At 66.1% G+C, this 21,111-nt stretch carries 18 protein-coding genes; 8 read left to right on the top strand and 10 right to left on the bottom strand.

The window, feature by feature from the left end:
• Positions 1-26 precede the first annotated feature (26 nt).
• Both SCA01S_RS11005 and SCA01S_RS11000 read left to right on the top strand, forming a co-directional pair.
• Complete coding sequence (locus SCA01S_RS11005) at positions 27-1,052, top strand: LacI family DNA-binding transcriptional regulator (protein ID WP_245652521.1); 1,026 nt, start codon at positions 27-29, stop codon at positions 1,050-1,052.
• A gap of 8 nt (positions 1,053-1,060) precedes the next feature.
• Positions 1,061-1,522: an Lrp/AsnC family transcriptional regulator gene (locus SCA01S_RS11000; RefSeq protein ID WP_062785482.1), complete on the top strand. Its 462-nt coding sequence runs from the start codon at positions 1,061-1,063 to the stop codon at positions 1,520-1,522.
• A gap of 12 nt (positions 1,523-1,534) precedes the next feature.
• On the opposite strand, the gene SCA01S_RS10995 is transcribed toward SCA01S_RS11000, so the two are convergent.
• The 4 genes from SCA01S_RS10995 to SCA01S_RS10980 are packed head-to-tail and all read right to left on the bottom strand — an operon-like array spanning position 1,535 to position 6,006.
• Complete coding sequence (locus SCA01S_RS10995; RefSeq protein ID WP_062785480.1) at positions 1,535-2,800, bottom strand: MFS transporter; 1,266 nt, start codon at positions 2,798-2,800, stop codon at positions 1,535-1,537.
• 2 nt (positions 2,801-2,802) lie between these two features.
• Positions 2,803-4,212, bottom strand: a complete 1,410-nt coding sequence (locus tag SCA01S_RS10990) for an amidohydrolase family protein (protein WP_062785478.1) — start codon at positions 4,210-4,212, stop codon at positions 2,803-2,805.
• Complete coding sequence (locus SCA01S_RS10985; RefSeq protein WP_062785476.1) at positions 4,209-4,883, bottom strand: cysteine hydrolase family protein; 675 nt, start codon at positions 4,881-4,883, stop codon at positions 4,209-4,211. The genes SCA01S_RS10990 and SCA01S_RS10985 overlap by 4 nt, the downstream gene beginning before the upstream one ends.
• Positions 4,876-6,006 (bottom strand): LLM class flavin-dependent oxidoreductase, encoded by a 1,131-nt coding sequence (locus SCA01S_RS10980; protein WP_062785474.1) that lies wholly within the window; start codon positions 6,004-6,006, stop codon positions 4,876-4,878. Before SCA01S_RS10980 ends, SCA01S_RS10985 begins: the two co-directional genes overlap by 8 nt.
• Positions 6,007-6,224: 218 nt before the next feature.
• Between SCA01S_RS10980 and SCA01S_RS10975 the strand changes: the two genes are divergently transcribed.
• A complete protein-coding gene (locus SCA01S_RS10975) occupies positions 6,225-7,067 on the top strand; it encodes an oxidoreductase (protein ID WP_062785472.1) in 843 nt (280 codons plus the stop codon).
• A 145-nt stretch (positions 7,068-7,212) separates the two neighbouring features.
• Here the strand turns inward: SCA01S_RS10975 and SCA01S_RS10970 are convergent, their stop codons facing one another.
• The 3 genes from SCA01S_RS10970 to SCA01S_RS10960 all read right to left on the bottom strand — a co-directional run bounded on the left by SCA01S_RS10970 (position 7,213) and on the right by SCA01S_RS10960 (position 11,534).
• Entirely contained in the window at positions 7,213-9,543 is a 2,331-nt protein-coding gene (locus tag SCA01S_RS10970; protein WP_062785470.1) for an acetamidase/formamidase family protein, read from the bottom strand.
• 128 nt (positions 9,544-9,671) lie between these two features.
• Positions 9,672-10,862 (bottom strand): aromatic ring-hydroxylating oxygenase subunit alpha, encoded by a 1,191-nt coding sequence (locus SCA01S_RS10965; protein WP_062785467.1) that lies wholly within the window; start codon positions 10,860-10,862, stop codon positions 9,672-9,674.
• A gap of 186 nt (positions 10,863-11,048) precedes the next feature.
• A complete protein-coding gene (locus SCA01S_RS10960; RefSeq protein ID WP_022676434.1) occupies positions 11,049-11,534 on the bottom strand; it encodes a VOC family protein in 486 nt (161 codons plus the stop codon).
• A 200-nt stretch (positions 11,535-11,734) separates the two neighbouring features.
• Here SCA01S_RS10960 and SCA01S_RS10955 point away from each other — a divergent pair, with 200 nt between their 5' ends.
• Positions 11,735-12,826 (top strand): acetamidase/formamidase family protein, encoded by a 1,092-nt coding sequence (locus tag SCA01S_RS10955; protein WP_062785465.1) that lies wholly within the window; start codon positions 11,735-11,737, stop codon positions 12,824-12,826.
• 172 nt (positions 12,827-12,998) lie between these two features.
• Here SCA01S_RS10955 and SCA01S_RS10950 read toward each other — a convergent pair whose 3' ends face one another.
• Together SCA01S_RS10950 and SCA01S_RS10945 are read right to left on the bottom strand one after the other, a co-directional pair.
• Positions 12,999-13,895: a ribokinase gene (locus SCA01S_RS10950; protein WP_062785463.1), complete on the bottom strand. Its 897-nt coding sequence runs from the start codon at positions 13,893-13,895 to the stop codon at positions 12,999-13,001.
• The gene (locus SCA01S_RS10945; RefSeq protein WP_062785461.1) at positions 13,895-15,163 is read right to left on the bottom strand and encodes an MFS transporter; all 1,269 of its coding nucleotides are present in this window, start codon (positions 15,161-15,163) and stop codon (positions 13,895-13,897) included. Before SCA01S_RS10945 ends, SCA01S_RS10950 begins: the two co-directional genes overlap by 1 nt.
• Before the next feature lie 319 nt (positions 15,164-15,482).
• On the opposite strand from SCA01S_RS10945, the gene SCA01S_RS10940 reads away from it, so the two are divergent.
• The 4 genes from SCA01S_RS10940 to SCA01S_RS10925 are packed head-to-tail and all read left to right on the top strand — an operon-like array spanning position 15,483 to position 19,708.
• The gene (locus tag SCA01S_RS10940; RefSeq protein ID WP_062785657.1) at positions 15,483-16,301 is read left to right on the top strand and encodes a DODA-type extradiol aromatic ring-opening family dioxygenase; all 819 of its coding nucleotides are present in this window, start codon (positions 15,483-15,485) and stop codon (positions 16,299-16,301) included.
• Position 16,302: 1 nt separating this feature from the next.
• Positions 16,303-17,676, top strand: coding sequence for an amidohydrolase family protein (locus tag SCA01S_RS10935; RefSeq protein WP_062785459.1), 1,374 nt, complete (start codon positions 16,303-16,305; stop codon positions 17,674-17,676).
• Positions 17,677-17,693: 17 nt separating this feature from the next.
• Positions 17,694-18,509 (top strand): TauD/TfdA dioxygenase family protein, encoded by an 816-nt coding sequence (locus SCA01S_RS10930; protein WP_062785457.1) that lies wholly within the window; start codon positions 17,694-17,696, stop codon positions 18,507-18,509.
• Entirely contained in the window at positions 18,506-19,708 is a 1,203-nt protein-coding gene (locus SCA01S_RS10925; RefSeq protein ID WP_062785455.1) for an MFS transporter, read from the top strand. The genes SCA01S_RS10930 and SCA01S_RS10925 overlap by 4 nt, the downstream gene beginning before the upstream one ends.
• A gap of 170 nt (positions 19,709-19,878) precedes the next feature.
• Here SCA01S_RS10925 and SCA01S_RS10920 read toward each other — a convergent pair whose 3' ends face one another.
• Complete coding sequence (locus SCA01S_RS10920) at positions 19,879-20,964, bottom strand: TauD/TfdA family dioxygenase (protein ID WP_245652520.1); 1,086 nt, start codon at positions 20,962-20,964, stop codon at positions 19,879-19,881.
• Positions 20,965-21,111: the final 147 nt, after the last annotated feature.

The raw sequence follows: 21,111 nt of genomic DNA, 5'->3' as shown, positions 1-21,111 counted from the left end.
GTTGCACGCGAAAGAGATCTTGATCCATGGCCGAAAAGCGCCTCACCCGTGTAACCAGTTTCGACGTGGCCGAAGCGGCCGGCGTCAGCCAGTCCACCGTCAGCCGTGCGCTGGCCGGTGACCCGTCGATCAGCGCGCCGACCCGCCAGCGGGTGATGGAGGCGGCGCGCAAGCTCAACTATCAGGTAGACGAGAATGCCGCGCGCCTGCGCCGGGGCAAGACCGGCACGCTGGCGGTAGTCATGGTCTGCCGGCCGGGGCAGGATCGCAAGGATCTCAATCCCTTCTACTATGCCCTGCTGGGCAGCACCTGCGCCGCCGCCGCCGCGCGCGGGTTCGAGGTGCTGGTGGCGTTTCAGGACAGCCCGGAAAATTTCTGGGGCCATTACCAGGAACGCCGCAAGGCCGACGGCATGATCGTGATCGGCACCAGCGAGAACACTGCGGCCTGGGACTATTTCGGCGCCCTGCCCCAGGGCAGCCACTGGGTGTGCTGGGGCGCGACGCAGGACGATTTCCCCTGGGTGCGCAGCGACAACCACGCCGGGGCCACGCTGGCCACGCGCCACATGCTGGTGCGCGGCTATCGCCATATCGTGTGCCTGGGTTCGGAAACCTCGCCACAGCGGCAGTTCAAGGAACGCTATGACGGCTATGCCACAGCGATGGAAAGCGCCGGGCTGGAGCCGGTGCTTCAGCGCATCGAGCGTGGCCTGCCGCGCGAAGAGCAAGGCCGCCGGGCCGCCGTGGCCCTGATCGAAAGCGGGCGGCCGTTCGATGCGATCTTTGGCGTGAGCGACGAGATCGCGCTGGGCGCGCTCAAGGAACTGGCCGGGCGCGGGCTGGTCGTGCCCGATCAGATCGGCATCGTCGGGTTCGATGGCGTGCGTGCCGGTGCCTGGTCCACGCCGCCGCTCACCACGGTGGAATCCGATTTCGAGGTGGCCGGCTCGCTGCTGGTCGATCGCCTGCTGGCGATGATTTCGGGCGAGACGGCGACGGCGCGGCGCGTGCCGGTGCGCCTGGTCGTACGCGGCTCTACCCGGCCCTGAGCCAGCCGATGACAGAGCCGTCTCCGCTTGACCGCATTGACCTCAAGATCGTGGAAGAGCTGCGTGTCGACGGGCGGCTGAGCATCAACGAACTCGCGCGCCGCGTGGGCTTGAGCAAGACGCCATGCCAGGCGCGGCTCAAGCGGCTGATGGCCGATGGCGTCATCCGTGGCTTTCGCGCCGTGGTCGATCCGCACAAGCTAGGCCTGGCGCATATCGCGTTTACCCAGGTGAAGCTGTCAGACACCCGCGAAAAGGCGCTCGACGCGTTCCGCCGCGCCGTCCTCCAGGTGGAGGAGGTGGAGGAATGCCACATGATCGCCAGCCATTTCGATTATCTGCTCAAGATCCGCACGGCCGATATCCTGGCCTATCGCCGCGTGCTGGGAGAGCGGATTTCGAGCCTGCCCAACGTGGCGAGCACATCGACCTATGTGGCGATGGAAACGATCATCGAGCACGGCGCATAGGCGCAGCAGAGGTCACGCCAGCACCGCATCCCCCGCTGCAGTGCGCGGCACCGGGCGGCGGGCCAGCCCCACCACCAACGCAACGACAAGGCCGATCAGCGCCTGGCCCGCGAAATTGGGCACGAAGCTGCCCATCGTATCGTGCAGGTGCCCACCGATGCTCGGCCCGATCGCAGCTGAGGTGGAAACCACGGTCATCACCGAATAAAGCTCCAGCGCGGCGCGCCCGCCGAACCAGCCGCGCAGCAGCAGGGCCGTGCCCACGGTGGAAACCCCGATGCCGATGCCAAAGGTTACCGCGAAAAAGCCCAGCGCGGCGGTGCCCAGCGGCAGGATCAGCGCGAGCGAGGAAAATGCCGATCCCACCAGCGCCACCACGGTAAGTGCGCGGGCATCGACCCGCTGACCGGCAAAACCGGCGAGCGCCGCTGCCACGGCCGCCACAAAGGCCGCCGCCGAAATGAACCCGGTGGCCACGCCCGGCGCCACGCGGTGTTCGAGCATGTGCTGATAGGCAAAGCTGTGCACGGTGGTGTTGATTAACAGGCACGCAGTATAGGCCAGCACCACGATCCAGAACTGCCATGAAGCCAGCGCCGCGCGCGCCGTCCAGCCTTCGGGCGGAGGCGGCGCTTCATCGGCCGGGCCATGGACCACGCCGACGCGGCGTTCATAGCGGCCGCACACCGCCGCCGCGAACAGCCCGAGCACCAGTGCGCCGGCGGCACAGGCCAGCCAATAGAGGCGCCAGCTGCCGGTGGCCGAATGGATCGCGAAGAAGGTGATCGGCCCAGCCACCGCCCCCAGGTTGCCAGCGGTAAAATAGAGGCCGATGGCAGTGGAGCGCTTGCGGTCAAAGGCATTGCCAATGGCATCGACCGCCGCGATCGACCCGCAAAAGCAGAAGCCCAGCCCCAAGAGCAGCGTGGCGAGCAGATACATCCACACGCCCTGCATCCAGGCCAGCGCGGCAAATCCGGCAATAAGCTGCACCATGCCGATCAGCAGCGTAACCGCCACGCCATGGCGGCGGATGACAGCTGCCGGCAGCATCGAGGCCGCCCCGCAGGCAATCCCCAGCACGGTAAAGCCCATGCCCGCCTGCGCCCAGGTAAAGTGCAGATCAGCCACGATCATCGGCAGAACCTGGCCCAACGAATTGAACGTGGAAGCCATCAACAGAAAATAGAGCGCGGCAAACGCGCCCAGAATGACGATACGCATCGGCTTGGTGCCCTTGGTGATACCCGTGCCCGGCTGGGTTGCCCGACCCGACATGGTCAAGCCACCGGCCAGGCGCAAGGGATCGTCTTGCCGGCCCGCGCGATCAGGCCCGGCGCGGCATCCTGAATCTGGGCATAGAGCGCTTCTTCATCCACGTTCGTCATCCGATAATTGTCGACCAGGCGCTGCCCGTCCACCCACACGCTGTGCACGCCGCGTCCATCGGCCGACCAGACGAGCTGGTTGATCACGTTGAGCAGCGGCGTCCATTCCGGGCGGTTGCGATCGTGCGCCACGAAATCGGCCTTCATGCCCGGCACCAGAGCGCCGACCGTTCCAGCCAGGCCCGCCGCCGCCGCACCATGCAGCGTGGCGCATTCCAGCACGGCATGCGCGGGGAACAGGTCACCATCGCGCCGCGCATCCTTGAACAGGCCCGCGAGCAGATACATCGCGCGCATCAGATCGGCGATATTGCCGTTGTTGTTGCCATCGGTGCCCAGCTGGATCGGCACGCCCGCCGCCTGCATTTCCGGGAACTTGCCATGGCTGGTCACGCCATAGCCGCCCTTCATCGCGGTGAGCGGGCAATGCGTCACCAGCATGCCGCTGCGCGCCACGGCGGCCACCTCGGCGTCATCGAGGTGGATCATGTGCGTGAGCGAAAGATGATCGCCCAACGCGCCCAGTTCTTCCAGATGGAGCAAGGCGCGCTTGCCGGTGGTGGCAAGGTAATAGTCGGGATCGGCCGGATCAGCGCTCATATGCGCGGTAATGCCCACACCGCGTTCGCGCACCATGGTCGTGGCGGCGCGCCACAGGTCGTCTGTGGCGGTGTTGTGTCCGACCAGACAGCCCCAGGCCGCCAGGCGCTTGTCATCAGCAACCGGCCAGCGATCCAGCTGGCTTTCGAGCCGGGCGATGGCATCGCGCGTAAGCGCAGCCTGATCGTCGGTGGGCGCAAAGGCGCGATCCTGGATCCACTGCCCCAGCCGGCCACGAATGCCCACGGCGTCAACCGCCTCCATCACGGCGGGCAGATCCAGGATCGTCCCGGCCTCGATGAACGTGGTCACCCCGTTCTTAAGCATTTCCACCGAGGCCAGCGTGGCGGCAAGCTGTTCCTCGGCCGGGGTCTGCGCCAGATAGGTGGGGATCAGCCAATCGAACACGTTGGTGCGCCAATCGGTGTCATCGGGCACATAGCCGCGCGTGATCGGCTCGCCAGTGATGTGCACGTGGCAATTGACCAGCCCCGGCGTCAGCACGAAGCGGCTGCCATCGATCACGTCGCGCGCGGTAACCTGGGCCATGACCTGCGCGGTCGGGCCCACCGCCACGATGCGATCGCCCGCCACGGCTAGCGCGCCATCGCGCCAGATCTGCCGCGCGGCGTCCATCGTCACGATCCACGCGTTGCGGATCACGAAATCGGCAGCGATAGGGCCGTCCCCGTCAGGGCTCATGCGCGCCAAGCCCCCACCACGGCGGCGCTGGTCGTCAGCAGCGAGCAATGCTGCGCCATAGCCTTGAGCGCGTGCACATGCAGATCAGGCTCGGCCGCAGCGCAGGCATCAGACACCACAAAGGTGTGGTAGTTGTGATGAAACGCATCGCGCGTGGTGGAATCGACGCAGCAGTCGGTCGTCAGCCCGGTCATCACCAGGGTATCGATACCGCGCGCACGCAATTGCATATCAAGGTCGGTGCCGTGGAAGCTGGAATAGGCCAGCTTGGCAATCTCGATATCGCCTGGCCGGGGCGCCACGCGCCAGTAATCCTCGCCGCCGCTGCCGATCCGGCAGATCGCCTCGCCGCCAGGAGAGCCACGCCTGGCCATCCAGGTTTTCAGCGCCTGGCTGTCGCTTTCCGGCCGGGTCATCACCCGCATGAAGGCTACGGTGACGCCGGCCGCGCGGGCAGCGGCGACCAGTTCCTCGATCCGGTCGACCGCCTTGTCGGATTCGGTCATGTCTGCGCCATAACCGGCGACCACGCCGTGCGGCGCGGCGAAATCGACCTGCACATCGACCACCACCAGCGCGGTGCGCGCCGGCGCGATCATCGCGCCTGGCTGGGCCACGTGCGGCAAGGCGGTGGCCGGATCGATCACGGTCTGGGCCGCCGGCTCAGGCATCGATCGCCTCCTTGATCTTGCCGGGAAAGCGCGCGCGCAGAACGGGCAGGATCTTTTCGGCAAAGACCGGCAGCATCGTCAGGTAATCGGGGAAGATCAGCATCAGCCCGTCAAGCGCAGTCTTTTCAAAGATTTCGGTCAGCTGCGCGAGCACCGTCTCGGGGGAGCCAGCCACATGCGGGGCCATCAGCGCCGATCGCGCCTTGCGGGTGAAATCGTTCTCCTTGCCGATTTCAGCATCGAGCATGCCATAGGCGCGCATCATGCCCCACAGCGTCTCTTCATCCAGCCCATCGCGATAGGATTGCACCATGGCCTCGGCCTCTGCATCGGTTTCGCCAATGACCAGGATCATCATCGAATAGGTGCGGATGGCGTGGCCCAGTTCCAGCGCGCCGGCCTTGGCCTTGTGCGTGTTGGCAATCAGTTCGTCCAGGTTGTTGCCCGCCAGGAACAGCGCGTCCATGTGCTCGGCGGTAAAGCGCACGCCGGCCTTGGACGTGCCGGCGCAGACCAGGAACGGGCGCTGCTGCGGCTTGGGCCACGACGTGCAATCGTCCAGCGTGAAATACTTGCCATGGGCGGTGACCCGGTCTTCGCTCCACAGCCGCTTGATGTTCTCGATCCACTCGGTGGCCAGGACATAGCGCTCGTCATGGTCGACGCCTTCGGGCCAGGCGCCCATCTGGGCAAATTCGCCCTTGTAGGCGCCGGTCACCACGTTGAGCCCGGCGCGGCCCCCGCTGATCTGATCGAGCGTGGCAATCATCTTGGCCGCCACCGCCGGATTTTGCAGCAGGGTGTGGATCGTCGCCCAGACCTTTACCCGGCTGGTCGCCTGGGCCAGGCCGGCCATCATCAGCGGGCTGTCGAGCGAGGATTCCCAGTGCTGGATCTCGCCGCCATAGCCTTTGAACTTGGCCATAGCCATGATGAAGTCCAGCCCCATGGTATCGGCCAGCTTGGCCACTTCCAGATTATAGCCATAGGAGCCATCGAGCCGCGGCGAATTCTTTGAAATGATCCAGCCGCCGTTGGCCATCGGCATGAAGATGCCGATGTCGCGCCCGCCGCTGTCGGAAGGAAGGCCGAAATGCGCAACCGTGGTAGTGGGTTCGGTCATGGCTGGTCCGTGATTTTGCAGTGATGAACAGGATGTGTGGCGCGGGTTGGGATCACGGGCAAGCTAGGGCGGCTTGGCCCGCGCATCTTGTCACCACGCGCACGAAGGTTTGTGCAGCGCATGAACTCCGGCGCTGGCGCACAAATCCATGCGCGCCACGGCAAGACGCGCCCGCCACATCCAACTAGCCCTGGCGCAAACCAACAGAAGGAATGCGCATGGCAAACTGGTTCATCACCGGCGTCAGTTCGGGCCTGGGTCTGGCCCTGGCCCGCGCCGCGCTGGGGCGTGGCGATGCCGTGGTGGGCACGGTGCGCGCGCAGGCCGACGCGGAAATGTTTACTGCCCTTGCCCCCGGCCGCGCTCATGCGATGAAGCTGGACGTGACCGACGAAGCCGCCGTGCAGGTGGTGATGCGCACCGCGCAGGGGCTGGTCGGCCCGCTTGATTACGTGGTCAACAACGCCGGACGCGGCTTTACCGGCGCGGTGGAGGAAACCAGCCTGGCCGATGCGCGCGCGCTGTTCGATGTCAATGTGTTCGGCCCGCTGGCGGTAATCAAGGCCGCACTTCCCGCCATGCGCGCCCGCGGCGCCGGGCACATCGTCAACATCACCTCGGTTTCGGGCCTGGCGGCCTGGCATGGCACGGCGATCTATGGCGCCACCAAGTTTGCGCTGGAATGCATCGGCCGCACCCTCGCGCAGGAAGTGGCCCCCTTGGGCATCAAGGTGACCAACGTGGCGCCCGGCGGACTGCGCACCGCCTTTTCCGCCGACCGCCTGCCCGGCGCCGATCCAGTCATCGCCGATTATGCCGGCACCGCGCATCTGGCGCGCCAGATCCTGCAGGACAAGCACGGCAACGAGCCGGGCTGCCCCACGCTGGCCGCGCAGGCGATCCTGGCCGCGCTGGATGAGCCCGAGCCACCGCTGGTCCTGCTGCTGGGTGACGACGCGCTGCACTATGCCGAACACGAACTGGGTCACTTGGCTGGGCAGTTCGATCGCTGGCAGGGCTATACGCTGGCGATTGCGGCGGAGCCGGTATTGCTCGAGTGATCGAACGGGTATCCGCAACGTCGTGACGGCAAACAGCGGGACCCCGGATCAAGTCCGGGGAGACGATGCCTGAAAGAATGTCTTTCCACGTCACCCCGGACTTGATCCGGGGTCCCGCTTCCTTGGCGCGCACCGCTACCCGCGATCAGCTGGTGAACAGCGCCTTGCGGATCACCGCATGCACGCCCCAGTTGCCATTGGCGACCTGGCTGATGCCGAAATCGACGCCGACCGAGAGCAGCGAGATCGCCTCGTCCTCGGTCAGGTCGCGGATGGTCATCAGGAAGCGCCGCGCCTTGCGGAAAGCGTCGCGCATTGCGGCATCGATCGATGATCGCTTGTAAACCTCGCTCTGCGCCTTGCCGCCCAGATCGCGCAGGTAATCGGGGTTGGAAAAGCCCAGGATCACATATTCGCTGGGCGTCTCGATCATCGGATAATCCAGCTCGCGCACGTGGGCCGGCGCGCCCTTGGCCTTGTGCAGGATCACCTGGATCACGGCGGTCATCGAGCATTCGATCGCCGTGCCGCACAGTTCGCCATCGCCCTGGCTGGCGTGGGGATCGCCCAGCGACAAGAGGCCGCCAGGCACTGCCACCGGCAGGAACACGCTGGCGCCCGGCCCCAGGCGCCAGTTGTCGATATTGCCACCGAAATTGGCCGGCGGCACCGAATCGACCAGATCGGCATGGGCCGGCGCCAGCGCCACCACGCCGAAATGCGGCCGCACCGGTATCTCGATATCGCGCAGCACGTTGAAGTTCTTTTCGATCGTTTCCGGGTCGACCGGCACGCCGGGGTAATCGTACATCGGGTGAATCACGCCCGAGGGGTCTTTCTGCGGCGTCCAGCGATAGTTGTAGACCGCGTGCGCCAGCGGCAGCCCAGCGCCCTTCTCGATCTCGTAGATGGTGATCACTTCGCGCGGTTTCGGCTCCGTGATCAGTTCGGCATAGTGAAAACCCCAATAGGCGGCCACGTTGCTGCCAAAGGCGCGCCCGGCAAAGCGCGGGTTGCGGCTGGGGCGCGGATCGATATCGAGGATGCGCACCTGCACCACGTCGCCCGGCTCTGCCCCCGAAATGGCGATCGGGCCGGTGCAGATATGCACGCCAAAGCCCTCGCCCGGCCCACGCCCCAGCACCGAGGCATCGAGCGGCCCTGCCCCGCGCCGATCCACCACCTTGCCCTCGGCTGTCCAGCGATAGACCGCCTCTGCCGCCGGATCGCCATGGATCATGCGTTCGGCGTCATCGTTGGCGTGGTGGGTCAGCGTTTCGACGGTGACATAATCGCCCGAGCAGACTTCCAGCGCGGGTTTCAGATGCTTGCTGAAATAGCCCCAGTGGATCGTATCGGGGCGCACCGGCAACACATGATGGCGCACGCCAGGCGCGGCATCGACCTGCACGTCCTCGACCAGGCCATCGGCCTCTACCGCCGGATCGAGTGTCGTGGCGGCAGGCGCTTCCTCGCGCTCTTCGGGCCGGGCATCCTTTTGCGCGCTGGGTCGCCCGCGCCGGGGTGCCTCGATCGACTCGTCCGGCAGAGCGCCCACCTTGCGGTATTCGCGCGGGCTCATGCCATAGCGTTCGCGGAATGCGCGGCTGAAGCTGGCGCTGTCGTTGAACCCCCACTGAAAGAGGATTTCGGAAATGGAGCGCTGCGCGTGCAGCGGGCTGCCCAGGTCAAGCCGGCAGCGTTCCAGCCGGCGGAATTTCACGAACTGGCTAAAGCTTTCGCCGGCGCTTTCGAACAGTTTCTGCAGATAGCGCGGGGAAATGCGGTGCTCCGCCGCGATCTGGTGGATCGACAGGTTGGGATCGGACAGGCGCATTTCGATCGACTGGAACACCCGTTCGAGGATCGCCGCGCGCGCACCGGCCGCGCCGCCCAATTCCTTGACCGGTGCCTTGTCGAGCAGCGTGGCGGCAATGAATTCGGGGAGCGCCAGTTCGACCGGGCGGATCTGGTCGTCCGACACGTCGACGATGGTATCGGCCACCGAGCGCAGCAGCGCCGAGAGCATGCGGCCGATCGCCTCGTCGGCAATCAGGTTGCTGATCTGCGATGGCAGGGCCGAGCGCGAACGCAGCGCGGGCAGCGCGTGGGGCACCTTGACCAGCAGAAAGCGGTGTTCGCCGTTCAGGTCGATCTGCGTGCGGGCAGAGCCACCGCCATAGAGAATGTCCCCTTCGGACAGCTCGATCGCGGTGGTGCCCTGCGTCGCGCTCAGCCGCCCTTCGAGCAGCAGCACCAGCCAGAAACTGGGCGCATCCTGAGCCATATCGATCGCCAGGCGCTGGCCATTGCCGGTCACGCGCACGAACTGGATGCCCTGGCCGCTGGTAAAGCTTACCAGCTCGCCATAGAGTTCCTCAGCAGTGCCAAGCACTTCGAGGCTGACACGCTGCAGCGCAAAACGCCAGGCGTCCTGGCGCTGCTCGCGCGGGTAGGCATTGGTGGTAAAGCGCAACGGCTTGCCCCCTAGGTTGAGCGACCCTGATGGCGGCGCGGCTTATGGTTGCCGGCCTGGCAACCACCTTACGCCATCTGTGATGACACGCAATGCTGCACCGCAAACAAAACGTGCCCCGGATCGGGTCAGGCCTGGGTCATTTCCCGGACTGCCAGGCGCTGGTGCGTGGCGCGATAGCGGTGCACCAGCCACTTGTTGAACTGGCCTTGCGCGCCTTCCTGCCAGGAATAGCGCCCGCGCGGGGCAAAGCGCGAGCGCAGGCCCTGCTGCACCAGTTCATCGACATGCAGGTCCTGCGCGATGATGTGGCCCGAGGCGCGGATATTCATGTCGAGCTTGTGATCGAAGGCGGGGTCGGCCATCGCGCCCGGCGCAAACAGGAAGCCGGTGTCCATCTCCAGCGATTCCGGGCCATTGGGCCGCAGGATCAGATAGATCACCATGTCGCTCATCATCACCAGGCTGAGCGTGGGCGGGATGTTGGCAAAGGTCATGCGCATGCGCGCTTCGTCAGACAGGCCGGGGAACACCGGCAGCACCGCCTTTTGCGTGGCGTTGAAGCTGGCATCGGCATGCAGCGTGCCGTTGAAGCGCAGGAAGCCGCCATCGGCCGGATCGCTATCGGGAAACACCGCCAGGCCTGATGGCACGAAATCGTGCAGCGGGCCATGGTGCAGCCGGCTGGCATGATAGCCATCGTTGTTGTTTTCGAACATGACCTTCCAGTTCCACGGCAAGGTCGGCGCCGGATCGGGGCGCGGCCCTTCCGCCCCGGCCAAGTCATAGCCGGCAATGGCGTCGGCCACCGCCGTCAGGCGCGGCGCCAGCGGGGCGGCATCGGCATCAAAGTTGATGAAGATGAAGCCGTTCCACAGTTCCACCTTGAACGTCGGCAGGCTGTATTGCGCCTTGTCGAAATTGCAGGTCTTGCTCATCGCCGGGGCGGCGACCAGCTTGCCGTCCAGGTTGTAGCTCCAGTGGTGATAGGGGCACAGGAAACCGCGTGCATTGCCGTGCCCTTCGGCCACCAGCATCGCGCGGTGCTGGCACACCGCCGACATCGCGCGGATTTCCCCATCCAGCGTGCGCGATACCAGGATCGGTTCGCCAATCACGCGGGTGGAGAAATAGTCGCCCGGCTTGGCCACCCAATCGGCGCGGCCCACGCATAGCCATTCGTGGTTGTAGAGCGCCTCTTTCTCGAACGCATAGAATTCCGCGCTGGTATAGCACTCGGGCGGCAGGGTCTCCGCCTCGGCGAGGTCGGTGGCCGAACTCTCAAGCGAGCGGATGAAGCTGTCGGTAACGAGGGTCACGGGCGCAAACTCCTGAAACGGGCTGGATCGAAGCTCTGTTTAGCGGTGTTGCAGGCCGCTGGTCTTGAGCCGGGCAGCACGAATTGTTGAGCATGTGGTGCTGCGCAGTCTGCGCCAAGCCATGCTGCGCCGCAACAATAATGAAGAACACAATTGGCGGGGGATTTGCGTCCCCCGCCACCGGCATCACTCGCGGGTGAAGTCTGCCGGCACCTGCGGATCGGCCCCGGCCTTGCCCCACAGCAGGATTTCGTTGCCCCACGGATCCTGGAAGGCATGGTTATAGCCGTTGAAAGTGGACCAATAGTGATTGCGCCACAGGATCGTGGCGCCGCGTTCCTCCGCCGCGGCCAAGATGCGATCGGCACTGTCATCGTCGCTGATCAGGATCCAGATGCGCGGCTTGCGCCCGTCGCTCGCCAGATCGCGCGGGGCCACGCCGGCCGGTTCTGGGTGCGGCCGGGCATTGGCTGCGGCAAAGATGCCCAGGTGCAAGTTGCCGATCGCGCTGTCGCTGCCGTCGGGGTTCTTGAACTGCCCGCCCGGCACCATGCGGTGATAGACCCCGGCCGGCTTTTCATCGTTCTGCCAGCCGAACACCTCGGCATAGAATCGGGCTGCGGCGGCCGGGTCATCGGCAGGCATATCGACGAAAATCAGGGTGTTGGGCATTGGCAGCGCCTTTCCTTGGCCAGCAGGGTCAATAGCCACCTTGTGGCAAGGCGCGGCCCCGCCCGGCTTGGACCTGGGCGCACCGATTGTTGATCCGTGCGCGGCGCGGCCAAGTCATAGGGCGCGCGCAAACAAGACCGCAGCGCAGCATTGGCCCGACAACCAAGGCGTCCTGATACCCATCGAAACGAGGCACACGCATGAGTTTGGTCTGCACCCACGGTCAGCAGCGGACGGCTACGGCGCCCGGCGCCCTGCACTATCTGAAAGCCACGCCCGAGACCGTGCACTGGGGCTATTTCTCGCCCACGATCAAGCCCGCCCTGACGATCAAGAGCGGCGATCTGGTGCATGCCGAAGCGATCACCCACCATGCCGGCGATGCGCCCGAACTGATGTTCGACGAAGGCGTGGAGCAGATCTTCACCCAGATCGATCCCACCACCCGCGCGCCGGGCGTGCACATCATGACCGGGCCGATCTATGTCGAAGACGCCGAGCCGGGCGACATGCTGGAGGTGCGCTATCTCCAGATGGTGCCGCGCAACAACTATGGCTCCAACCTCGCGGCCAACTGGGGCCACCTCTATCAGGAGTTCGACGAAAAGGAGCGGGTGACGATCTACCAACTCGATCCCACCACGCAAACCGCCAGCGCGCTCTATGCCTATGATTTTCCGGGGAAGTACCTGGTGCCTGGCACGATCACCAACTGCCCGGTGTGCGATCGCCAGCCCGCCCTGCCGGGTGTGACCATCCCGGCCCGCCCGCACCTGGGCACGGCCGGCGTGGCCCCGGCGGTGAACGAGCCGGTCAGCACGATTCCCCCCGGCCTGCATGGCGGCAATATCGACAACTGGCGCATCGGCGCCGGCGCAACGATGTATTACAAGTGCCAGGTCAAGGGCGGCCTCTTTTCCATCGGCGATCCGCATGTCAGCCAGGGCGATGGCGAGATTTCCGGCACGGCGATCGAAAGCTCGCTCAACTGCCTGTTCCAGATCATCCTGCGCAAGGATTTCGATTTCCCCTCGCCGCTGCTGGAAACGCCCAAGCACTGGATCGTCCACGGCTTTGGCGAAGACCTGGATGCGGCGATGAAGAATGCCTCGCTCGACATGCTCCACCTGCTGAGCGAACAGGTCGGCCTGTCGAAGAACGATGCCTATTCGCTGATGAGCGTGGCCGCCGATTTCGGCGTGACCCAGGTGGTGGACGGCACGCTGGGCGTGCACGCGCGGATCAACCGCGACATGTTCCCCGCCAAGGGCGTGGCCAAAGACCCACAGTAAGCCCTGCCGAGGGTCGCACAGGAAGCGCCGGAGAGCCTTGGCTTTCCGGCGCTTTTCGCGCGTGGATTTGGGTGACGTGCCAACGCCCTTCGACAGGCTCAGGGCGAATGGGGAGAGCCAATTCCTGACCACCGTTCGGGCTGAGCTTGTCGAAGCCCCGCCCTTGCGCGCCCTATCCGGCCAGGCCCTCGTCCACCTCTGCCCGCGTGGGCATCGAGGCGGCAGCACCCAGGCGCTGCACCGAGATTCCGGCCGCAACCACCGCCACAGTCAGCGCGTGGGCCATGGTTTCACCTTCCGCCAGCCGCGCGGCCAGCACGCCACAGAAGGTATCACCCGCGCCGGTCGTATCCACCACCGGCACGGCCCGCGCAGGCAGGCGGATCGTGCCGTTCGGCCCTTCGGCCAGCACGCCGGCCCCGCCCAGCGTGACGATCACCCACTGCCCCGCGCGCGCCATCAGCCGGCGCGCGGCCCCCGCCAGGGCGATGTCTCCCTCCGGCACGTCCTCCCCCAGGAAGAACGCCAGTTCGGTTTCATTAACCACCAGGATATCGGCCAGCGGCAGGATCGCGCGCCCTTCGGCCGTGGCCGGCGCGGCATTGTAGAGCGTGCGTGCGCCAGCCTCGCGCGCCAGGGTCAGAAAGCGGGCCACGGCCTCAGCCGGCACTTCGGCCTGGGCCACGGCCAGGGCAGCACCGGCGGGAAAGTCTGACGGGGCAGGAAGCGCGGCATTGGCGCCCGCCACGATCACGATCTGGTTCTCGCCCGCGTCAGACACGAAGACATGCGCAAGCCCGGTTGGGCCAGGCAGCCGCGCCACCGCGCCGGTGCCCACGCCGGCCTGAGCCAGGGCATCGAGCATCGCCACGCCATGGGCATCATCGCCCACCGCGCCCAGCATCACCGTGGGCACGCCCTGGCGCGCGGCGGCGACTGCCTGGTTGGCACCCTTGCCACCGGGCAGCAGGTCATAGCTGGTGGCCGCAACCGTTTCCCCGGCAAGCGGCAGGTGCGGCACGCGCATGACCAGATCGCGGTTGATCGATCCGAAAACGACGACTGCCATCAGGCGAGCACCAGATCGCCCGTGGCGCTGTCTGCGGCCGGGCGCGCGTCTGGCGCGCTGGCAGCAAAGCGGTCGGGGTGCGGCAAGAGCGCCAGCAGAACCATGCCCAGTGCCAATGCACCGACGATGGCGAGCGTCGCCACGACATAAGTGCCGCTGCGGTCAAAGCTCATGTCCATCAGCATCGGCGCCACGCCCTGGATGAACGCAACGACAGCATAGAATGCACCGACGATCGTGCCGAAGTGGCGCAGCCCGAAATAGCGCGACACGAAATACGACAGCGCGGCATATTCCGCCCCCATGCCGATGCCGAGCAACGCGCCGGCGGTGATGATCGCCAGGCTGCCGGTGGAAAACTGCAGGATCAGCATGCCGGCCATGGCGCTGGCATACATCGGCAGGATCAGGCGCGGGGTGCGAAAGCGATCGAGCAGGCCGCCGGTCACTACCTGCCAGCCCGCCGTGACCAGGGCAAAGACCACTACCACGCCGGTGGCCTGCGCCAGCGACACGCCATGGCCCATGAGGATCGGCACGACATGGGTGAACATCGCGGTCATCCCGCCAGCGCCGGCCGCCACGGCCACCAGCATTAGCCAGAATGCACCGGTGCGCGCGGCCTGGCCCAGGCTCATGCCGCTGGCGAGCGGGGACATGGCATGGCTATCACCGGCCGCAGCGGGTGGCGCATCGCGCATCCACAGCGCGATGAACGGCGCGGCCAGCGCCACGATCAGCCCGATCACGACATAGCCCATGCGCCAGCCGTGGCTGGACAGGACCACGCCGGCCACGATCGGCATGATCGTGGCGCCCAGGCCATTGCCCACGCCCGCGGTAACCCCCAGCATCAGCCCGCGCCGCGCATCGAACCAGTTCGACACCACCTTGCTGACCATGCCTGTGGCCGCCATCGTGCCGAACAGCCCGACCACGGCAAACCGCCAGTAGAAATCGAGCATCGTGCCATCGGCGCGCGACACCAGCAGGATGCCCACCGCCAGCCCGAGATTGCCCGTCAGCAGAAGCCAGCGTGCGCCAAACCGGTCCATCGCCCGGCCGATCAGCGGATAGCTGATCGCGCTGATCACCGAAATCAGCCCGAGCACGCCCGAAACACCGGCACGCGGCCAGCCGAAATCCTGCGCGATCGGCACCAGGAACACGCCGATCGTGGCGGAAATCGCCGCGGTCATGCACAAGGTGTTGGCGATGGTGGCGGCGATGGCGACCTTGGCCGCCTGATAGCTGGGCGCAGAAGGCATGGTGCGCGGCGAGTCCCGGATAGTGAGTGGCGCAGCTATCAGACCCCACGCTGGCGCGCTTGCCAAGCATGGAGGCTCGCTCGCAACAACGAGGGCGTCAGCCATCAATTTGATGGCGCCAGCAAGTGCCGCTTTACAGGCACTTGGCCACCGAACAGCCGCGCCTTGCAAAATTGCTTGCGCGGGCCGTCAAGACGGGGAACCCCTGCCCCGCTAGGTCGGGGCCGATGACCGTGCCATCACCGAGCGGACCTTTCGGGGCAAAGCCCGGAACGACGATGCCACGATACTGCCGATGCGCAAGGAGCCAAGCGACCTCATGCCCGATTCCGCCACCCGGATGCCCAGCCTGTTCATTCCCCATGGCGGCGGCCCCTGCTTTTTCATGGACTGGCGCGCGATGGGTGGGCCGGCCGACGCCTGGGACAAGACCGCCGGCTATCTCAAGGGCCTGATCGCCAGCCTGCCGGAAAAACCCAAGGGCATCGTGGTGATATCCGGGCATTGGGAGGAAGACGCGTTTACCGTCGCTTCCGCGCCCGCGCCGGGCATGATCTATGATTACTATGGCTTTCCGCCGCACACCTATGAACTGAAGTTTCCCGCGCCGGGTGCACCTGCGCTTGCCGAGCGGATTGTCGCGCTGATCGAGGCCGAAGGGCTGCCGGCACGCACCGATGCCACGCGCGGGTTCGACCACGGGGTGTTCATCCCGTTCCTGCTGGTCACGCCCGAGGCGGATATTCCGGTGGTGCCGCTCTCGCTCAAGCGCGACCTCGATCCTGAAGAGCACCTGCGCTGTGGCCGCGCCCTTGCTGCGCTGCGCGACGAGGGCGTGCTGATCGTGGGTTCGGGCATGAGCTTCCACAACATGCGCGCGTTCTTTTCGCCCGCCGCCACGCAGCCTTCGGCCACGTTCGATGCCTGGCTTACCCAGGCGATCGAAAGTCCGCCCGAACAGCGCTGGCAAGCCTTGCGCCATTGGGCCAGCGCGCCGGCCGGCCGGCAAAGCCACCCGCGCGAAGAACACCTGATCCCGCTGATGGTGGCAGCAGGTGCCGCCGCCGATGCGCCGGGCCAGCGCGATTTTACCGACAACGTGATGATGGCCGATATCTCTGCCTTCCGGTTCGGCTAGGATGCAGGCGGTCGATACCTTGGTCACCGGCGCGATGCTGGTGACGATGGATGCGCAGCGCCGCGTGATCCGCGATGGCGCGGTTGCCATGGCACAGGGCCGCATCGTGGCGGTGGGGCCAAGCGCAGAGGTGGCCGGCATGGTTGCGCCGCGCGAGGTGATCGATGCGCGCGGTTTTGTTGCCACGCCCGGCTTCGTCAATGCGCACGTGCATCTGACCGAAACCCTGATCCGCAATTTCCTGCCCGAGGCGCTGCCCTTTGACGAAGGGCTCAACCAATGGGTGATCCCGCTCTACCAGGGACATACCCCGCATGAGCAGGCCATTGCGGCGCGGCTGGCAGTGCTGGCCATGCTCAAGACCGGCACGACCACGTTCCTCGAAGCCGGCACGCTGATCGCGTTCGAGGCCGTGGCCCAGGCGCTGGAGGGCACAGGCATTCGCGGACGCATCGGCCGCTGGTGCATGGACCGGGCGTTTGCTCCTGGCGAGGACCAGGCCGCGCTGACCCAGGCCGCGCTCGACGCGTTTGGCGCCGATCTGGCTGCCTGGCCCGATGACGGACGCCTGATCGCCGCCTGGCCGCTGCTGGTCGGGCACATGACCAATACTGCCGAGCTGTGGCAGGCGGCCACGGCCATCGCGCGCGAGAAAAACCTGCGCATTTGCGCGCACATGGCGCCCGCCGCCGGTGACCCGGAATGGTATCTGGCCAACACCGGCAAGCGCCCGGTGGAATGGCTGGCAGACCTTGGCGTGTTGGGCGATCACCTGGCGCTGGTCCACATGGTGCATGTCGACGAACGCGAAGTGGCCCTGCTGGCACAAAGCGGCACGCATGTGGTGCATTGCCCCGAAGCCTCGCTCAAAGGCGGCTATCAGGCCACCACGCGCGGGCTGTTTCCCGAAATGGCCGCCGCTGGCGTCAACATCGCGATCGGCACCGATGGCGGCGATCGGCATGATCTGATGCCCTCTGCCCGCCTGATGGCCGGCCTGTGGAAGGATGCGCGCGGCGACACTGCGCTGTTCCCGGCCGAAAGCGCGCTGGAAATGCTCACCGTCAACGGCGCGCGCGCCATGGGCCTGGAAGGGCAGGTGGGCACGCTGGCCGTGGGCGCACGGGCAGACCTGGTGCTGCACGATACCCGCCGCCCGGAATGGATGCCGCTGCACAACCCGGTGCAACAACTGGTGTGGTCTGCCGATGGGCGCGGCGTGCACAGCGTGTGGGTCGATGGCCGCCGCGTGGTCGACGCTGGGCGCTGCACCACCATTGATGAAGAACAACTGCTCGCGCAGGCGAAAGACGCCGCGCAAGCGCTGGTTTCCAGGTCGGGCCTGCCCCTGCGCATGGCCTGGCCGATCCTTTGACAAAGGCAAGCATCCCCATGGCCTATGAAACGATAACGGTACGTAATGTGACCCCGGCGATCGGCGGGGAAGTGTTTGGCCTCGATCTGACCCAGCCCCTGCCCGACGCGCAGGTGGCCGAGCTGAAAGCCGCCATGGCCGATCGGCTGGTGTTGTTCTTCCGCGATCAGCCGATCGGCCACGAAGACCATATCCGCCTGGCCAACTATTTCGGCGGCGTGCACATCGCGCCCAGCACCGCGCCCTGGCAGGTTCCCGGCCACCCCGAAGTGACCATCATCCACGCCGATGAAAACAGCACGTTCGTGGCCGGCGAAGACTGGCATTCCGACATGAGCTGCGACGAAGCGCCGCCGATGGGCTCGATCCTCTATCTCCACACCATGCCGCCCGTCGGCGGCGATACGGTGTTTTCCAATATGTATGCCGCCTATGAGGCGCTGTCTGACCGGATGAAGGCCTATCTTTCTGGGCTGACCGCCGTGCACGATGCCGTGGTCGGCTTTGGCGGGATCACGCCTGAAGGCATGAAGCTGCCGCGCCACAGCCATCCGGTGATCCGCACCCACCCGGTGACGGGCAAGAAGTGCATCTATGTGAACCGTGGCTTCACCACCCATATCGAGGGCGTGCCCGCGATCGAGAGCCGCGCGATACTGACCTATCTCTATGAACACGTGCAACATCCGATGTTCCAGTGCCGCTTTCGCTGGCAGCCGCATTCGATCGCCTTCTGGGACAACCGCTGTGCGCAGCATTCGGCGATCTGGGACTATTTCCCGCAGGTCCGCTCGGGCTATCGCGTGCAGATCCTGGGCGAAAAGCCGGAATGAGCGCCGGCCACCACGCCTTCACCGCGCGTGAAGGCGTGGTGGCGCTGGCCGTATCGCTGGCGCTGTTCCTGGGCCAGGGCATCGTCTTTGCCGGCATGGGGCTGGCGCTGTTTGCCACGGGCCAGGCCCTGCACCTGGGGCCGGCCGCGCTGGGCGCAGCCTTTACCACGGTGATCGTGGGGGCCAGCGCCGGGGCCACTCTGCCGGTGTGGCTGATCACGCGGATCGGCGGGCGCCTGACGATGACCGGCGGCGCGCTGGTCATGGCCGCCGGCCTTGCGCTGGCGGGCCTTGCCAGCGGCCTTGCCCTGCTGCTGCCGGCCATGGCGCTGGTGGGCGCGGGCTTTTCCCTGCTCGCCAATACCCCGGCCTATGCGATGATCGCGGGCTGGTCGGGCCCGCGCACCAATCGCGTGCTGGGCCTCTATCTCATGATCGGCGCGCTGGGCAATGCCGCCGGGCCGGCGCTGGGCCAGGCCCTGATCGCCGATGGCCTGGGCTATTGGCGTGGCACTTGCGGCCTGGCGCTGGCCCTGGCACTGCTGCTGCTCGCCGTGCTGCGCGATCCGCCGGCGCCTGCCTTGCCCGACGCGCCGCGCGCGGCTGGCTGGTGGCGACCGTTGCTGGGCCTGCGCTTTGCCGTGCTCGCCAGTACAATGGTCCTTTCGCAAGCCGTGATCATGACCGCGCTCAGCGTTGCGCCGGCGCATCTTTCCCCGGCGCTGGGATGGAACGCGGGCGCCGTGGCGCGGGTGCTCGCGCTGCAAGGCCTGCTTGGCGCGCTGGGCACGGGCCTTGCCGGCTTTGCCCTGCGCCATGTCCGCGCGGTGCGGTTGCTGGCGCTGTCGCTGTTGGCCACGGCGTTGGGCATGGGCGCCCTGGCTCAAGGCGGTGCGCTGATGGTCAACTGGGGCTTTGTGCCGCTGTTCGGCGTGGGCTCGGCCCTTGTCGCCATGGCGGTCACGGTACTGCTTATGGAATGGTTCGGGCACGAAACCGGCACGGCCGGCCTCGCCCTGTGCTGGACGCTCGCCGGCCTTGCCGCGTTAGGGCCGGGCCTGGCCGGGGTACTGGCGCAGTGGACCGGCAGCTATGCCGGCGCGATATGGCTGCTGGGCGCGTCATGCGTGCCAGTGGCAGTGGCGGCGGGGGTCTTGCACCGTGCCAAACCTATAGAGACCCCGTCATCCCGGGCTTGACCCGGGATCCCGCTTTTCTGTCTTAGGCCGAGAAAAGAAGCGGGACCCCGGATCAAGTCCGGGGTGACGGTTAGGCAATGCCTGTTTGTCTGGTTTTCGATCTCTGACCTGCCAACAAAACAGCCCGGCGGATCGCTCCACCGGGCTGTTTTTGTGCGCCAAAAATTGGTTCAGGAAATCAGCCGCGGCACTGCCATGCCGCGCACATCGAAATGCGCATCGGGGTGTTCGGCCGCGCCATCGCGCGGGGCGGCACGGTGCTGCACCACGCCGTTCTTGCCAAAGCCTTCGACCACCGGGCGCGTGCCCTTGCTCGACAGCCACAGGCGCAGCAGGTGGCGCTTGCGCTGCGGTTCGGGCCAATCCCAGAACGTGGTGCGGGCATGCAGCGCAGCATAGTTCGACAGCCACTGGATATCGCCGGGCCGGAAATCCATCTCGATCGCCATGCCGTCTTCATAGGTGATCTCGTCGAACAGGCGCAGCACCTCGATCTGGTCGGCGGTCAACTGCGGCACGCCGGGATATTCCTGCGCGGTGAGGATATAGAGCGAGCCGGCATACATGCTGAACACGCCATCCTTCAGGCTGACGATCGGCGAGGTATAGGTATCGGCCGGGGCTTCGTGATCCTGGCGGCGCCAGTCCCAGTGGAACGGCTCGAACAGCAGCGGCGCCAGATCGGGGCGGCGGCGCAGGATCTCGTTGTAGATTTCCGCGCCCGAAACCAGGCACGAAAGCCCCCCTTCACGCGCCCCGCGCAGGCACATCAGCGCGACGATATCCGAACTGTCAGAATGATAGACCAGCTTGTCGCGCACCTTGGACGAAAGCGCGGTGGGATCGTCCATCGTCTTGTCAGACGTGGCATAGACATGGTCGATCAGGTCGCCCATCTCGTTCTGGCGGATGGGATCGCCCATGTGCAGGCCCAGCACGTAATAGATCGCGGCCGACAGCGCATCGGAATAGAGTTCGGCGCGAAGCCCGCGCACCAGCACGAAACCACGGCCGAAATCGACCTCTTGGCGCCATTCCTCGCAAGCCTGGGCAGTTTCCACCAGCGGATAGTCCTGCGCCTGCACCGTGCGCAGATCGGGATCGTCGGCCATGAAGCGCGCGCCCAGCGTTTCCAGTTCGGCAATCTGCGCAGCCGACAGTTCAAAGACCCAGTCCTGTCCCTGGCTCAGCCGGTCGCCACGCCAGGCGGCGCGGCTGGTGATGGGGGATAGCACGGGGGCGGAAGGCGTGATCACGGACAAGGCTTGGTTCCTTTGCAGCGGCGCGAAAGCATCTGACGAAAACGCATGTGCCATCATGCACTGCGCCATGTCTTGACCTGGCGCGCAAGAGATTTGGACCGGCACCGCCCGCGTCATCCGACATCATCGGTCCTTTGCGCG

Origin of the sequence: Novosphingobium capsulatum NBRC 12533, from assembly GCF_001598375.1 — a bacterium.
Classification (GTDB): domain Bacteria; phylum Pseudomonadota; class Alphaproteobacteria; order Sphingomonadales; family Sphingomonadaceae; genus Novosphingobium; species Novosphingobium capsulatum.
Note: the sequence above shows the minus strand (reverse complement) of the source record. Positions and strands in the feature narration are given on the sequence as shown.